14 protein-coding genes are annotated in these 15,096 nt (G+C 67.4%); 5 read left to right on the forward strand and 9 right to left on the reverse strand.

The window, feature by feature from the left end:
• The first annotated feature begins 27 nt into the window (after nucleotides 1-27).
• Together K3172_RS03225 and K3172_RS03230 are read left to right on the forward strand one after the other, a co-directional pair.
• Complete coding sequence (locus K3172_RS03225) at nucleotides 28-564, forward strand: hypothetical protein (RefSeq protein ID WP_221587019.1); 537 nt, start codon at nucleotides 28-30, stop codon at nucleotides 562-564.
• Nucleotides 561-932 carry a hypothetical protein gene (locus K3172_RS03230; RefSeq protein WP_221587020.1) on the forward strand — a complete coding sequence of 124 codons (372 nt, stop codon included), beginning with the start codon at nucleotides 561-563 and terminating at the stop codon, nucleotides 930-932. The genes K3172_RS03225 and K3172_RS03230 overlap by 4 nt, the downstream gene beginning before the upstream one ends.
• Here the strand turns inward: K3172_RS03230 and virB11 are convergent.
• The 9 genes from virB11 to gyrB form a co-directional block, all read right to left on the reverse strand.
• The gene (gene virB11 / locus K3172_RS03235) at nucleotides 900-1,916 is read right to left on the reverse strand and encodes a P-type DNA transfer ATPase VirB11 (protein WP_221587021.1); all 1,017 of its coding nucleotides are present in this window, start codon (nucleotides 1,914-1,916) and stop codon (nucleotides 900-902) included. The genes K3172_RS03230 and virB11 overlap by 33 nt on opposite strands.
• Nucleotides 1,913-3,037 carry a TrbI/VirB10 family protein gene (locus K3172_RS03240; protein WP_221587022.1) on the reverse strand — a complete coding sequence of 375 codons (1,125 nt, stop codon included), beginning with the start codon at nucleotides 3,035-3,037 and terminating at the stop codon, nucleotides 1,913-1,915. Before K3172_RS03240 ends, virB11 begins: the two co-directional genes overlap by 4 nt.
• Nucleotides 3,037-3,684: a TrbG/VirB9 family P-type conjugative transfer protein gene (locus tag K3172_RS03245; protein ID WP_221587023.1), complete on the reverse strand. Its 648-nt coding sequence runs from the start codon at nucleotides 3,682-3,684 to the stop codon at nucleotides 3,037-3,039. Before K3172_RS03245 ends, K3172_RS03240 begins: the two co-directional genes overlap by 1 nt.
• Nucleotides 3,681-4,403, reverse strand: a complete 723-nt coding sequence (locus K3172_RS03250) for a VirB8 family type IV secretion system protein (RefSeq protein WP_221587024.1) — start codon at nucleotides 4,401-4,403, stop codon at nucleotides 3,681-3,683. The genes K3172_RS03245 and K3172_RS03250 overlap by 4 nt, the downstream gene beginning before the upstream one ends.
• Entirely contained in the window at nucleotides 4,400-5,593 is a 1,194-nt protein-coding gene (locus K3172_RS03255) for a type IV secretion system protein (protein ID WP_221587025.1), read from the reverse strand. Before K3172_RS03255 ends, K3172_RS03250 begins: the two co-directional genes overlap by 4 nt.
• On the reverse strand, nucleotides 5,593-7,974 hold the full coding sequence (locus K3172_RS03260; protein ID WP_221587026.1) for a VirB4 family type IV secretion/conjugal transfer ATPase: 2,382 nt from the start codon (nucleotides 7,972-7,974) through the stop codon (nucleotides 5,593-5,595). The genes K3172_RS03255 and K3172_RS03260 overlap by 1 nt, the downstream gene beginning before the upstream one ends.
• On the reverse strand, nucleotides 7,971-8,255 hold the full coding sequence (locus tag K3172_RS03265; RefSeq protein ID WP_221587027.1) for a VirB3 family type IV secretion system protein: 285 nt from the start codon (nucleotides 8,253-8,255) through the stop codon (nucleotides 7,971-7,973). Before K3172_RS03265 ends, K3172_RS03260 begins: the two co-directional genes overlap by 4 nt.
• A 268-nt stretch (nucleotides 8,256-8,523) precedes the next feature.
• Nucleotides 8,524-8,874 (reverse strand): TrbC/VirB2 family protein, encoded by a 351-nt coding sequence (locus K3172_RS03270; protein WP_221587028.1) that lies wholly within the window; start codon nucleotides 8,872-8,874, stop codon nucleotides 8,524-8,526.
• A gap of 29 nt (nucleotides 8,875-8,903) precedes the next feature.
• Entirely contained in the window at nucleotides 8,904-11,429 is a 2,526-nt protein-coding gene (gene gyrB / locus K3172_RS03275; protein ID WP_221587029.1) for a DNA topoisomerase (ATP-hydrolyzing) subunit B, read from the reverse strand.
• A gap of 104 nt (nucleotides 11,430-11,533) precedes the next feature.
• Here gyrB and K3172_RS03280 point away from each other — a divergent pair, with 104 nt between their 5' ends.
• From K3172_RS03280 to K3172_RS03290, 3 genes are read left to right on the forward strand one after another with little or no spacing between them, the layout of a single operon-like run.
• Nucleotides 11,534-12,961 carry a M20/M25/M40 family metallo-hydrolase gene (locus tag K3172_RS03280; protein ID WP_221587030.1) on the forward strand — a complete coding sequence of 476 codons (1,428 nt, stop codon included), beginning with the start codon at nucleotides 11,534-11,536 and terminating at the stop codon, nucleotides 12,959-12,961.
• Nucleotides 12,962-13,010: 49 nt separating this feature from the next.
• A complete protein-coding gene (locus K3172_RS03285; protein ID WP_221587031.1) occupies nucleotides 13,011-14,393 on the forward strand; it encodes an L-serine ammonia-lyase in 1,383 nt (460 codons plus the stop codon).
• The gene (locus K3172_RS03290; protein ID WP_221587032.1) at nucleotides 14,387-15,091 is read left to right on the forward strand and encodes a ZIP family metal transporter; all 705 of its coding nucleotides are present in this window, start codon (nucleotides 14,387-14,389) and stop codon (nucleotides 15,089-15,091) included. Before K3172_RS03285 ends, K3172_RS03290 begins: the two co-directional genes overlap by 7 nt.
• Nucleotides 15,092-15,096: the final 5 nt, after the last annotated feature.

Below are 15,096 nucleotides of genomic sequence, written 5' to 3' on the forward strand. Positions count from 1 at the left end.
CAGCGTCTACAAGGATGCGATTAAGCGTTGGCGAATCTTGACCGCAAATCCATGATCGTGACAGCGCTTCGGAAGGAGGTTCTCCCGAAATTCGTCGAACGGGGCTTTGAGAAACACGACTGGTGGGAACTGGTAAGTGCCGATCGAGCATTTCTTTCAAATGCGCCGTTCGGTCAGCTGCGAAGGCCATCCGAATCCGGGACACAGCTGGTCGAGATCTTGATCGAAAAGTGGGGCGACGGATTCGGGATAAGCGCTGGAACCGTAGATCCGGCAGGAATAGTAGGACCGGAAGGTCGTATTCCTGCCGATCAGGTCCTCTCCACCTGGCTTGACGAATGGGTGAGCGCATACGCCTGGCCGCGGTATTTCGTGCCGTTCAGGCCCGATCGTTTCTGGCGTCGGGTGAGAACGCAGGAGGATGTCGATCGCTATGTCGCCGGGTGCGCCGGGGTGGTGGACGAGATCGTCGCCTTCCTCGACCACGGGATTGTCGGCAGGCGCTTGCGGCACTCGGTAATCGACCGGGGCTATGGGCCTGTGCGGGTGGCCGAGGCGCGATGACTACCAAGGTGTTCCTCTACTTTGCTTGTCTGGTTGGTCCCTATGGGTTCTACCAGATGTTCTATCCGATGGGCGGCTTGCGCCCGGATTTTAGCCGGTATGGACCGCTCGCGCGGCTGGCCGGGAGGCTCGTCAAGCCGCTCGTTGTCGGAAGCGGGATCGTGCTTGCGCTGGCCGCCTACCTTCGCGGCTCTGGCCATTCCGAGCCGGCGTTCTGGCTGGCGATGGCCGGTGTTGGCGGGGTCGCCCCGCTCATGGTGCCGGGCCTGCTGGCCTATGTGCAGCGGATACGGAGCAGCCGGGACGCGCGACGATTGGCGCCGGGGCGCGCAAGGTCAGGTCCCGTCTACCATGGGCATCAGGATTGAGGCGACGCTGCGCTTGCCGCCTTCGTGCTTGAGCTGGACGATCACGTCCACGGTCGCGCGGATGTAGTCGGCGGCATCGTTGCGATCCATCGCGAGGCCCTGGCTCGCCAGCAAAGCGAGCTGGTCGATCGCGTGGCGCGGGGAATTGGCGTGGATCGTGGTGAGCGAGCCGGGGTGGCCGGTGTTGATCGCACGCAGGAAGGTCGCCGCCTCTTTTCCGCGCAATTCGCCCAGGATGATGCGGTCGGGCCGCATGCGCAGCGAGGCGATCAGCAGGTCCTCCGCGCTGACCTTGGTTTCGCCCAGCTCGCCGCGTACGCTGACGAGGCCGACGGCGTTGGCGTGCCGCATCTGCAATTCGGGCGTGTCTTCGATGAACAGCAGCCGCTCGGTCTCGCCGATCTCGCGCAGCAGCGCGTTGAGGAAGGTCGTCTTGCCCGTAGAGGTGCCGCCCGACACCATGATCGTCCGGCGGCCGCGCACCGCCTCGGCCAACAGGCGCGGCCAGTCGCCGGCGATGTAATGCTCGCGCAGGCGGTCCGATGTCGTGTCGGTCGGCTCGCCCCGCGACGTCCCCTCGAAGGCCCCCGCCGCGACGTAATCGTCCAGAGCGAGGTTGGAGCTGACATGCTTGCGGATGGCAAGGGCGAGCGGCCCCCGCGTCGCGGGCGGCGCGATCACCTGCACGCGCGAGCCGTCGGGCAGGCGCGCGGACAGCAGCGGTTCGGCGCGGCTGATGCCCTGGTTGCTGAGGCTGGCGACCTGCCGCGCCAGCCGCCACAGCAGGCCTTCGGTCAGGTCCGGTGCCGGTTCGCAGGCGATCCTGCCGCCCAGCCGCTCGATCCAGATCTCGCCCGGCCGGTTGACATAGATGTCGGTGACGTCGGCCTGGCCGAGCTGCCCGATGAAGGGCGCGAGATAAACGGAGAGGTAGGAGTCCGCGGCGACCTCGTCATTGGCGGCACGGGCCGCGCCGCTGCTCATGCGCCGTCGTCCGCAAAGTCGATCGGGTGGTTGACGAAGGCGTTGACCACTGTGCCTGCCGGGATGGTGATCCGGCGACGCGAAACCTGTTGCCCGGCCTGCGACACCTGCGGAACCGGCGCACCGACGACAACGGTACCCGACGTCACCCGGTTCATCAGGCCGAAGCTTGCCGTGTTGAGCGCGGTCTGCAACACGGCCCCGGCGAAGCGGCCCAGCGTGTTGTTGTGCACCTTGCCCTCCACCCCGGCTGTGCCGTTGCGGTCGGTGGAGGGATAATCGATCCGCACCTGCCGCCCGTCGGGCAGCAGGATCCGGTTCCAGTTGATCAGCACCCGCTTGCCGTTCTCCGCACCTGCCGCATATTCGCCCAGCAAGGAAGAGCCCTTGGCAATCAATACTTCGCGTCCGTCGAAGCCGCGCACGTCGGAGGAAACGAGCGCGCGTACGGGGCCGCCGCGCGACGTGTCGACCGGCGTCTCCAGCACTGCCGGGATCAGGCGGCCCGACGGCAGCAGGAAAGGGCCGCGCGCCATGACCTCGGGGCGGAGGGGACCGTCGGGGTCGATCATGCCCGGTTCGGCGTTTGCGGTCTTGCGCGCCGAAGACCCGGCTCGCGCGAGATTGCGCTGGACGCCGCGGTCCAGCACGAGCGCGGGAACCGGCGCGGACGGCTCGGCAAAGCTGGGGCTCGGGGGCACCTCCTCATATGGCATCGGCGGGGCGGCCTCTGCATAGTCGGCGACAGGACGGGGCGCGGGCGCTGCGTAGGACGGGGCGAGCGCCGGTGCCATCGGTTCCTGCCGCACCACCGCGTAAGGCGGCGCCGGGCGCGGATTATCGTCATAGGCGAAGGGGGGCATGCCGGGCCGTGCCTGCGCGTTTTCGAGCGGCAGCACGAGCGGCGGCGGAGACACGATCGCGGGGCCCGTCGTGGCCGCAAACGGGCTACTGTCGCTCCCGGAACCGCGCTGGCCCGCGAGCACGGAAAAGACGCCGAGGCCCGCCAGCCCGGCGAGCGCGATCCATGCCCAGTCGGGCAGGCCCGCGCGTGGCGGGCGGACGCTCAGCACGGTCCGCGATCGATCGGCGGTATCCGGGTTTTCGGCGGCGCTAGCCATTACTTCGCGCTCCGGCGGGTGGCGGTGGCTTCCTGGCGGTCGCGCCTGAAGACGAGGCGATCGTGCACGCCCTCGACAATCAGGCCGTCCCCGGCGGCGCGATAGGACGCGGGGATCTCCGAGCCGCTCGCATCTGGTACGAAGATCGCCGGGAAGGGCGTGGCGCCGGACCAGAAGATCGAGGTCGTGCGGCCATTGTCGGACACCAGCCGCGGGTAGAGGTCCCGGTCGCCGCGCATGCGGTAGGTCGATTGCGGCGCAGCTTCGACAGGTTCCGCCATGCCATAGTCGAACCGCATGACGAAGACGTCGACGCCGCCGAAGGCATCGAGGGTGAAGGTGTAGCTGCGCTTGGTCGTCAACACGACCATATTGGTGCGGCGCGCGTCGGGCGTGGGCTTGATCACGACCCGGTCGGCACTGGCGGTCGCTTCGACCAGCCAGCCTTCGGGGTCGCCGACCACGATGCTCTCGACCACTTCGCCCGTTTCGAGCTGGACGACCGAGGCGTGTCCCGCCGAAATCGAAATCGCATAGACTGCGTCGGGGCTGTAGCGCTCCTCGACGATCCGCGGGTCTTCCTGTGCGCTCGCCGCGCTTGGCAGGGCGGCGACAAGGATGGCGATGGGAAGGATGCTGCGTATCACAGCCCGTCTCCTGCGACATCGAGCGGCCGGGCCAGCGGCACCGCTTCCGCCGGGCGCTCGGCATCGCGCCGGTACCCCGTGACCTGCAGCCCGAGCGGATTGAGCAACCGGTCCTCATATGCCATCGGCGCATCGGAGAAGCGATAGCGGACGAGCGAAATCCACGATCCGTCGGGTACCCGGCGCCCGTCGCCGGTGGTCAGGAAGCTGTCGAAGCGCACCAGCGCGCGGCCGCGTTCGACCTGCGTCACGCTCTTGACCTCGACTTCGCGGACCTCCCGGCTGCGATAGAGGTTGAAGGGGCTGCGCGGGTTGGTGGCGGCCATCGATGCGGCATAGGCCCGCCCGACGGTGCCGTCCGACCAGAGCGAGGCCTTGCGGTAATCCTCCTGCACGGTGTCGCGATCGAAGCGTTCGCGCGCGGCAACGTACTGCGCCAGCATGGATTCGAGCAGGGCGTCGTCGGCGCGGATGCCGTTCGCCTGCGACGGAGAGATTTCCTGCACGTAGCCGGTCGTCCGGTCGACCAGCAGCATGACGCTCTCGGTCTCCTTGAGCGGGACGAGCATGACGAGCGCCAGCGCCTCGAGCGCGGCCACGCCGGCGGCCACCCCTGCCACGGTCCACGCGATCCGCCGCGACTTGTTCTGGCGGGCATCGCTTTCGAGCGCCCAGCTCTGGGCGAGCTCGAAATACTCGTCCTGTTTCTGCTCCGTCATCCGATGCGATCCCTGCGTAGCGCGCTGCGGTGGCGGCGCCCGAGCGCGCGCCGTGCGCCTTGTCTGGTAGAAGAACTGGTGGCCGGTTGGCCGGCGGCCTGCGGCTGTCCGCCTGCTTGTGTGCCCGCGACGTGCCGGAAGGGACCGACGCCGCCGCCACCGCCGAACCCGTCGGAGCGCCGGGCCGACCGGTCGAACGCCTCGACGATGCGGGCTGAGCGCGAGATGCTGGAAGTAGCCGTGCCGGTGCCGCTTACGCTGGCCGGGACTCCTGCCGCGACCGACTGCCGGGCCGCCTCGCGCGATGTGATCCACTGGCCGGATGCGCCCTGCGCGGCGGGAACCTGCCACAGCCGTTCGGCAAGGCCCGCGGCGATCTTCGCGCTCAGCCAGACGATCGCGAGCGAGGCGAGGATGAACAGCAGGACGAGCGCCATGGGTGCCTGCTCGTCGATCAGTTTCCGGCTCGCGATGCCGAGGCCCTGCATGCGCGCGATCTCGGCCTCGACCGCGACCAGCGTGAGGGCTCCGGTAAGGGCTAGGCCCGCTGCGGCGAAAACGGTTGTCAGCAGCGCGCGCAGCCAGCCGGCGAAGATCCCCATGGCGGGGCCGAACAACAGGGCGAGCGCCGGCAGCGGCGCAATCGCCAGCAGGAAGGCCGCCGCCAGCTTGGCCGCGCCGCCGAACCCGATCGTGACGAGCAGGAACATCACCGCCGTGATCGGCAGCGCCGGCTGGGTCTGGTATTCGCTGGCATCGGCGACACCGGCCACCGGAACGTCGAGCCCCAGCCGCAGCGAATCATAGGCGCGCTGGAGGCGCACCGCGCTCTCGTCAAAGGCGATGCCGCTGGCGCCCGCGATGCGGCCCGCGATCTCCGCCGGCGCGCCGAGGGCGAGGTCGTAGAACACGGTGCGGAAGGCGATCCACCCGGTGAGCATGGTGAGCGCGATGCCGAGCTTCGCCGCCCAGCCCGTCGCATCGCCAAGGTCGACCCTGCCGCCCAGCAGCAGGCGATACCCGATCAGGGCGATGAAGATGGTCAGCGTCGCGGTGAGCAGGCCGCTGTCGACGGTGTAGCCGGCAAGACCGAGGAACCCGTCGCGCCCGATGGTTGCCGCCTGGCAATCGATCCAGCCCGCGTATCGCTGCGCGGTGCCGAGCACGATATTGGGCGCACCGCAGGCCATCAGGCGGCGGCCCGTTCGAGGATGCGCGGCAGCCAGTCGCTCGGCAAGTCGCCGCCGTCGCCGCGCATCTCGTCCAGCATCCGGATGGTCGTCTCGCGGCCGGAAAGGATGGTGATGAGGTCGGGCTCGCCCGAAAGGTCGAGCCGCACGACGACGCTATGCTGGCCATGCTTGACGAGGAAGGCGCGTGCCGTGTCGGGCAGCGAGCGGATGATCTCGTATTCGTGTTCGGTCAGGCCGAACCCGTCCTTGTAGGCGGCCGCAGGGGCCTTGGGGTTGGCCATGAAGATCTGCGTTGCCGCCTGTTCGACGATGGCGGAGGCGATCTTGCTGTCGAGCGCATCCTCCGCGCTCTGCGTGGCGAAGCCGACGATGCCGTTGCGCTTGCGGATGGTCTTTTCCCAGTCGCGGATCCGGCTGGTGAAGGCTTCGTCGTCGAGCGCCTTCCAGCCTTCGTCGACCACGATGATCGTCGGCGTGCCGTCGAGCCGCTGTTCGATCCGGTGGAACAGGTACATCATGGCGGGCGTGCGGACGACCGGATCGTCGAGCAGGCGGGTCATGTCGAAGCCGACGACCTTCTGGTCGAGATCGACGAGGTCGTGCTCGTTGTCGAACAGCCAGGCGCGCTCGCCTTCCCCCCACCACGGCGCGAGCCGCGCGGCAAGATCGCCGGGATGCGGCCGCGCGCCGCCCTTCAGCAATTGCGCGAAATGCGCCAGCCGGCGGAAGCGCATGGGCGCTTCCATATTGGCGTCCACGCCCTCGCGGATGCGCGCGCGATCCTCCGCCGTCAGCGGCACGCCGGGCTCGGTCACCAGCTGGCCGATCCAGTCGGCGAGGAAGCGCCGGTTTTCGGGCGTATCCTCCATCGCGAGCGGATTGAGGCCGCTCGGCAGGCCGGTGCGCAGCTCGTCGTAACGCCCGCCGGTCGCGCGCAGGAACAGCTCCGCGCCGCGATCCTTGTCGAAGAAGACAATCCGCGGATCGAACTTGCGGGCCTGCGCCAGCAGGAAGTTCAGCACCACCGTCTTGCCCGACCCCGACGGCCCGATGACGGTGAAATTGCCGAGGTCGCCATGGTGGAAATTGAAGTGGTAGGGGCCGGCCGAACTGGTCTCCAGCACCGAGACCGCGGGGCCCCAGTGATTTTCCGACGCGGTGCCGGTGGGGAAATTGTGCAGGCTCGCGAGGCTGGCGAAATTGCGGCTCGAGATCAGTGCGCGGCGGGCGATATACTTGAAATTGCCCGGCATCTGCGCCCAGAAGGAGGGCTCGAGCGCGAGATCCTCGCGGGTCGACACCACGCCGAGATCGGCCAGCGTCGCCTGAACCTCGGACGTATTGCTCGCCAGCTCATCCTCGCTCTCGCCGAAGACGGTGATGGTGAGGTGGTGTTCGCCGAAGATGGTCCGCCCGGCGGCGACGGCATCGCGCGCTTCGGCCAGCTCGTCACGCAGGCTCAGCGCCTCGTCGTCCGCCGCCCGCATGCGCCTGAGAGCCAGGTTGATGCGTCCCACCGCAGCCTGCCGGTCGACGATCGCGAAGCTCTGCGAAATCTGCAGCTCGAACGGCAGGCGCATGACATCGTCGAGGAAGCCCGAGCTGGTCTGGGCCGGATATTCCTTGATCGCGATCAGCGCGGCAAAGCGGCGCGGCAGGGTGCCGTCGCTGGACAGTTCCACGCTGTGCGCGCCGAAGCTCACCCTCCGGCGCGGCAGATAGTGCCCGACATCGCTTTCGGGCAGCGCGACCGGGCGCGCCGGGCCGTCGAGCAGCATGGAAAGAAACTCGAGCTGTTCCGAAAACAACACGCCATTATGCTCGTAGCTTTCGAGCACGCGCGCGCCATAATGGCCCAGCGACGCCTCCAGCGCGTCGACCGCTGCGGCCAGGCGGTCGCGATCCTCGCTCAGCAAGGCCTCGCGCTCGACGGCAGAGGTACTGCGGAACAGGCGGCCGATCCCGCTGACCTTGCCGCCCTTCCCCTGCAGCGGACGCAGGATCACACACAGGAACAGCTGGTTCGAAAACAGCGCCTTGCGGTTCAGCCGTTCCCGCCAGCGCCGATCCAGCTGCGCGGTGAATTCGTCGGGAAACTCGCCGTCCAGAACGGGTTCGACCCGGCGGCGCACGACATGCTGGTACAGCGCGAAGCGCGAGGTGCCGAGCGATTGCAGCATCGCGTCGCGCAGCGCCTTGCGATAGTCGAGTTCCTCGCTGTCGAGCGTCTCGAAGGCGATACCTTCCAGCTCGATCACCTGCATCAGCCGCCCGTCGCGCAGCCGCAGCGTGCGCGGGTCGATCTGCGCGGCATAGGGCAGGTGTTCGCCGACACCCTTCTCCTTGCTCCAGACCGGCGCGACCGTCTTCGCGTTCATGGGCGGTAGCTGTTGCAGCGCCAGGCGCGGAAATTGGGGACGCGCGGGCAGGTGCGGACCTTGACCAGCCACTGGTCGAAGCGATGCGGATCGTCGAGGGTGACCACCCATGCGCCGAGATGCGCTGCGGCGCCGACCAGCAGGACCCACCACGCCTTGAAGACCAGGAACAGTTCGGTCACCAGCACGCCGTTCAGCACGACGAAGCCGAACGGCACCCCGAGCAGGAGTTGCGGGCGGGTCAGCCCGGTGAAAACCGTATCTCTTTCCAACGCGCTCATCGTGCGACCTTGCCAAAACGATCGGGTCCGGATCCGAGGAGGAGCGTGTGCGCGGCCGTGTTGCGGCAACCGCAAGCGCGACACATGATTCCCCAACCGATCCCGTATTTCCAATCTAGCCGACTGCACCGCTTTGGCAAGCGCACTTCACCGATACGTGGGCGTGGTCCGCAAGTATTTTCGCAGACAAGTATTGCGCTGCGCGAACCACCAAGTTCTACTTTGCCGCAGTGCCGGATTTACTGCGAGCCGGCAAGACGAGCGCGCGTCAGTCCTGGAGCCAGCGTTCCTCGGCGCTCGACCTGTCGGGGACGGCGGCACCCGCATAGGGGTCATATCCGCCAGCATCGGTGTCGGGCGGGACATAGGCGGGCGGCGGCGGAAGCGTAGCCACCTGTGCGCTCCGGTCGCTCGCGCCGCTGGCGAGATCGGTGAGGCCGGCTGCAATCACCCCGGCGCCGAAGATCACGAAGCAGCCCAGCACCACGCGCATCGTCCGGCTGACGTCGACCCGGCCGGACAGCAGCAACAGGCCGATTACCGCCACCGCAAGGGTCGCGACGATCGAGGCCGCTGTTCCCGTCAGCAGGTTCGCGATCCAGATTGCCGCCTCGGTCACGCTGCCCGTTCCATCAGTCCGTCAGGAGATCAGACGTCGAGATTGGCGACGTTGAGCGCGTTCGACTGGATGAATTCGCGGCGCGGTTCGACCACGTCGCCCATCAGGCGGGTGAAGATCTCGTCGGTCACGTCCGCATCCTCGACCTTGACCTGCAGCAGCGCGCGGTTGTCGGGATCGAGCGTGGTCTCCCACAGCTGCTCGGCGTTCATCTCGCCGAGGCCCTTGTAACGCTGGATCTTCTGGCCCTTGCGCCCTGCCGCCATGACGGTTTCGAGCAATTGCGTCGGCAGGGTGATGGCATCGTCGCCGAATGCGGCGGGCGCATCGGTATCCTCACCCTCGTCGGCGTCGCTGTCGTCGAGCGCTTCGGCGGTGCTGCGGACGAGCCGTACGGGAGCGCCGTAGACATCGGCATGTTCGGCAGCCACGCGGTGGAGCTTGCGCGCCTCGGCGCTGTCGAGGAAGGCGGCGTCGATCTCGTGGACGTCGGTCACGCCGCGCCATACGCGGCTGAGGCGGACCTTGCCGTCGTCACCCATGGCGGCGGACCATCTGGCTTCCGGATCGCCCATCTGGAGATGCGCCGCCGCACGGTCCAGCGCCGCGCTGCGGTCGCCGCCTGCCGGGTCGAGCGCGCCGGCGAGCGCCAGCGCTTCGATCAGCTCGCTCTTGTATTTGCGCGGCACGAAGGCGAGCAGGTTGCGCATGCGCAGGCCGTGTTCGACGAGCGCGTTGAGCCCGGTTTCCGGGATCGCGCCCTCGCGGGTTTCGAGCACGCGGCCGGTCAGGCCCTGTTCGATCAGATAGCGGTCATAGGCCGCCTGATCCTTGAGATAGACCTCGCTCTTGCCGCGCGTCACCTTGTAGAGGGGCGGCTGCGCGATGAAGAGGTGCCCGGCCTTCACGATCTCCGGCATCTGGCGATGGAAGAAGGTCAGCAGCAGCGTGCGGATATGCGCGCCGTCGACGTCGGCGTCGGTCATGATGACGATCTTGTGGTACCGCAGCTTCTCGAGGTTGAATTCGTCGCGCAGCCCGGTCCCCATAGCCTGGATCAGCGTGCCGACTTCCTTCGACGAGATGATCCGGTCGAACCGGGCGCGCTCGACGTTGAGGATCTTGCCCTTCAGCGGCAGGATCGCCTGCGTCTTGCGGTCGCGGCCCTGCTTGGCGCTGCCGCCTGCGGAATCGCCCTCGACCAGGAAGAGTTCGCAATTCGCGGGATTGCGATCCTGGCAATCGGCGAGCTTGCCGGGGAGCGAGGCGATGCTCATCGCACCCTTGCGGCTCATCTCGCGCGCCCGGCGCGCGGCTTCGCGCGCGGCGGCGGCATCGATCACCTTCTGGATGATCTGCTTGGCGTCGTTGGGATTTTCCTCGAGCCACTCGGTCATCTTCTCGCCCATCAGGCTTTCGAGCGGCTGGCGGACTTCGGAGCTGACCAGCTTGTCCTTGGTCTGCGACCCGAACTTGGGGTCGGGCAGCTTGACCGACACGATCGCGGTCAGGCCTTCGCGCATGTCCTCGCCCGAGAGGCTGACCTTTTCCTTCTTCATCAGGCCCGACGCGCTGGCGTAATTGTTCAGCGTGCGCGTCAGCGCGGCGCGGAAGGCGGCGAGGTGGGTGCCGCCGTCACGCTGCGGGATGTTGTTGGTGAAGCACAGGACGTTTTCGTAATAGCTGTCGTTCCACTCCAGCGCGACGTCGATCCCGATGCCTTCCTTCTCGGCGCTGACCGAGATCGGCTCGGCCACCAGCGCCTGCTTGTTGCGGTCGAGATATTTCACGAAGGCCGCGATGCCACCTTCATAGAACAGGTCATGCTCCAGCGGCTCCTCGTGGCGGTTGTCGCGCAGCTTGATGCGCACGCCCGAATTGAGGAAGGCGAGCTCGCGATAGCGATGCTCAAGCTTCTCGAAGTCGAATTCGGTGACGTTCTTGAACGTGTCCTCGCTGGCCTTGAAGGTGACGCGGGTGCCCTTCTTGAGGCCGTTCGCATCGCCGTTGGAGTCGACCGGCGGGGCATCGCCCACGACGCGCAGCGATTCCACCGCATCGCCGTGCTCGAAGCGCATCCAGTGTTCCTTGCCCTCGCGCCAGATGACGAGTTCGAGCCATTCGGAGAGCGCGTTGACGACCGAGACGCCCACGCCGTGGAGGCCGCCCGACACCTTGTAGGCATTGTCGTCGCTGGTGTTCTCGAACTTCCCGCCCGCGTGCAGCTGGGTCATGATGACCTCGGCCGCGGAGACGCCTTCTTCCTTGTGCATGTCGACCGGGATGCCGCGGCCGTTGTCCTCGACGCTCACCGATCCGTCGGCATTGAGTTCGATCAGCACGAGGTCGCAGTGACCCGCCAGCGCTTCGTCGATGGCATTGTCCGACACCTCGAACACCATGTGGTGCAGGCCCGATCCGTCGTCGGTATCGCCGATATACATGCCGGGGCGCTTGCGCACGGCGTCGAGGCCCTTCAGGACCTTGATCGAATCCGCGCCGTATTCGCCGTTCTGGCGCTGTTTTTCGGGGGTTGCCGGGGTGTCGTTTTCCATGCCGATTATATAGGCACAGGGGGACGAAACCGAAAGGTGCGAGGGCGGCTTTCATCCACAGGCAAATCCGCTAGGGTCGCAGGTCTCTGAAGGGGAGAAGAGATATGCGGAAACTCGTGCTGGCCTCGATGGCTGCAACCTTGGCGCTGCTGCCCGCGCAGGCGATGGCGCAAGGCTATACGCCGGGCGAACTCAGCGCCGACCAGCGCGATTTCCGCGACCTGTTCGAAGAACTGGTCGAAACCGATACGACGCTCAGCAAGGGGAGCTGCACGCTGGCCGCCGAGCGCATGGCCGGGCGGTTGCGCAAGGCCGGCTTCACCGACGACCAGCTGACCCTGTTCGCCACCGCCGAGGCCCCGCGCGAAGGCGGTCTGGTCGCGGTCTATCCGGGCACGTCGGATACGCTGAAGCCGCTGCTCGCCATCGCGCATATCGACGTGGTCGAGGCCAAGCGCGAGGATTGGGAACGCGATCCCTTCACGCTGGTGGAGGAGGATGGCTATCTCTATGCGCGCGGCGTCGCGGACGACAAGGCGATGGCGGCGGGCCTCGTCGATACGCTGATCCGCTTCCGGAAGGCCGGCTATCGCCCGCAGCGCACGGTCAAGGTCGCGCTGACCTGCGGCGAGGAAACCAATGGCGCCTTCAACGGTGTCGAGTGGCTGGTCAACAACCGCCGTGAGCTGATCGACGCCGAATTCGCGATCAACGAAGGCGGCGGCGGCACCGCCGACGAGACCGGCAAGGTGGTCGAGCAGACCATCCAGGTGGGCGAGAAGATCTTCGCCAATTACGTCCTCACCTTCACCAATCCCGGCGGCCACAGCTCGGTCCCGCGCCCCGACAATGCGATCACCCAGCTGGCTGAGGCGCTGGTGAAGATCGGCGCGCACCGCTTCCCGCTCGAGTTCAACGAGACCAACCGGACCTATTTCAGGGTCGCAGGCGCAGGGCGCGGCGATGCGATCGGCGATGCGATGGTCGCGCTGGCGGAGGACCCGACCAATGCCGAGGCCGAGGCGGTGGTGAACGCGGATCCCTTCCTGCATTCGAACCTGCGCACGACCTGTGTGGCGACGATGCTCGAGGCAGGTCACGCGCGCAACGCGCTGGCGCAGCGCGCGCAGGCGAACGTCAACTGCCGCATCTTCCCCGGCAATTCGATCGAATCGGTTGGGGAGGAACTGGCGCGGATCGTCGGTGACGAGGGCCTTGCGATCACCATCCTCGAACCGCGCCGCCCGGCCCCGCCGCAGCCGCCGATGGACGAACGCATCCTCGGCCCGGCGCGCGCGCTGGTGGAGCGATACTTCCCTGGCGTGCCGCTCGTTCCGGTGATGTCGAACGGCTACACCGATTCCACCTTCCTCACCGCCACCGGCATCCCGAGCTACGGCGTGCCCGGCGGCTGGGGCGATCCCGACGGCAACGGCGTTCACGGCCTCAACGAACGGATCAGCGCGGCCTCGCTCTATGTCGGGCGCGATTTCCTGTTCGATCTGGTCAAGGCCTTGGCAAATCCCGATTAATCGCGAGTTTGCTTGACGCTACGGCAGGCGGGGCGCAGGGGCGCGATCCATGCTTTCGGTGCTCGACATCTTCCGGATCGGGATCGGTCCCTCCTCCTCGCACACGGTCGGCCCGATGCGGATCGCGCGGACCTTCGTGCGGGCGCTGGAACGGGCTGGCAGACTGGAGCGGACGGCGGCAGTCAAGGTGGAGTTGCAGGGCTCGCTCGCGCTGACCGGCATCGGCCACGGGACTGTCGATGCGACCGTGCTCGGGCTCGCTGGCTTTGCGCCCGACGCCACCTGCCCCGACGAGGCGGCGGCGGCTCTGGCGGCGATTCGCGAGGGTGGCTGGCTCGATCTCGGCGGCAGGCACACCATCGCGTTCGACGTCTCAGGCGATATCGACCTTGCCGGCCACATCATCCCAGCATTGCACCCGAACGGTATGAAGCTGGCCGCGCAGGATGCAACCGGCGCCACACTTCTGGCGCGCACCTACTACTCGACCGGCGGCGGTTTCGTCGCCTCCGAAGCGCAGCTCAAGCGCAAGCCCAAGGGCGACCGGATCAACACCGGCACGAAGGTCCCGCACGACTTCGGCTCCGCAGATGACCTGCTGACGGCTTGCGACGCGACCGGCCTGTCGATCGCCGAGCTGGTGCTCGCCAACGAGGATGCGTTTCGTCTGCGCGACAAGACCTGCGCGGGGCTCGACCGGATCGCGCAGGCGATGGACCAATGCATCGATCGCGGCCTGACCCAACGCGGCGTCCTGCCGGGCGGCCTCAAGGTCGCGCGCCGCGCGCCGGACCTGTGGGACAAGCTCTCGGCCAATCCCCTCTCGAACGAGCGCGAGCAGCTGTTCGACTGGCTCAACTGCTACGCCATGGCGGTGAACGAGGAGAATGCCGCAGGTGGCCGCGTGGTCACCGCACCCACCAATGGCGCGGCGGGTATCATCCCCGCGGTCATCCGGTTCTACTGCGAAGTGGAAGGCGCCCCCTGCGCCGACAAGCGCCGCACCTTCCTGCTGACCGCCGGCGCGATCGGCCTGCTCTACAAACAGCGCGCCAGCATCTCCGGCGCCGAAATGGGCTGCCAGGGCGAAGTGGGCGTCGCCTGTTCGATGGCGGCGGGCGGCCTCGCTGCGCTGTGGGGCGGGACGCCGCATCAGGTCGCGAGTGCGGCGGAGATCGGCATGGAGCACAACCTCGGCCTCACCTGCGATCCGGTTGGCGGGTTGGTGCAGGTGCCCTGTATCGAGCGCAATGCGATCGGCGCTGTCAAGGCGGTCAACGCCGCCCGCCTCGCGCTCCACCGCACCGGCGCGGAAAGCGCGGTCAGCCTCGACCAGGTGATCGAGACCATGCGCCAGACCGGCATCGACATGTCGAGCAAGTACAAGGAAACATCGCAGGGTGGCCTCGCGGTCAACGTGATCGAATGCTGATGCTGTTCACCGTCGTCCTCGTGGTGTCGGGTGCGCTCGTACTGGGGGCGATCTGGGGAATTTACGGCAAGCTGCCGAAGGGCGTCGAGGGTTTCCTCGTTGCGCTCGCCGGCGGCGCCTTGCTGCTGTCCGTCACAAGCGAACTGATCCAGCCTTCGATCGACAGGACCAGCATCTTCCACGCCATGCTGGGCGTGGGGGCGGGGGCGGCGGTCTTCGCGCTGTGCGACTATCTGATCGACGAGAAATGGGGCAGCGATTCGGGCGGCGGCCTGCTCGCCGCGATCACGCTCGACGGTATCCCGGAGAACCTTGCGCTCGGCGTCGCCCTGATCGGCGCGGGCGGGCTGGAGGTGGCGGCGCTCGCCGGTTCCATCCTGCTGTCCAACCTGCCCGAGGCGGCGGGCGGCGCGCGCGCGATGGCGGAAGGGGGACGTTCGAAAGCGAAGGTTCTGTGGCTATGGGTGTGGACCGCTGCGATCCTTTCCGCCGCCGCGATCATCGGCAATCTGGCGCTCGAAGGGGTCGGCGAAGGTCCGCTGGCGATCATTCGCTGCTTTGCCGCCGGGGCGGTGATCGCGAGCCTCGCGACCGAGGTCTTTCCGCAAGCCTACAGGGAAGACCGCCACTGGGCAGGCGTGGCGACCGCGCTGGGCGCCATCCTCGCTTTTTCGCTCGGCAGCCTCGCTGGCGGCTAGACACG

This window comes from Qipengyuania proteolytica, from assembly GCF_019711565.1.
Classification (GTDB): Bacteria; Pseudomonadota; Alphaproteobacteria; order Sphingomonadales; family Sphingomonadaceae; genus Qipengyuania; species Qipengyuania proteolytica.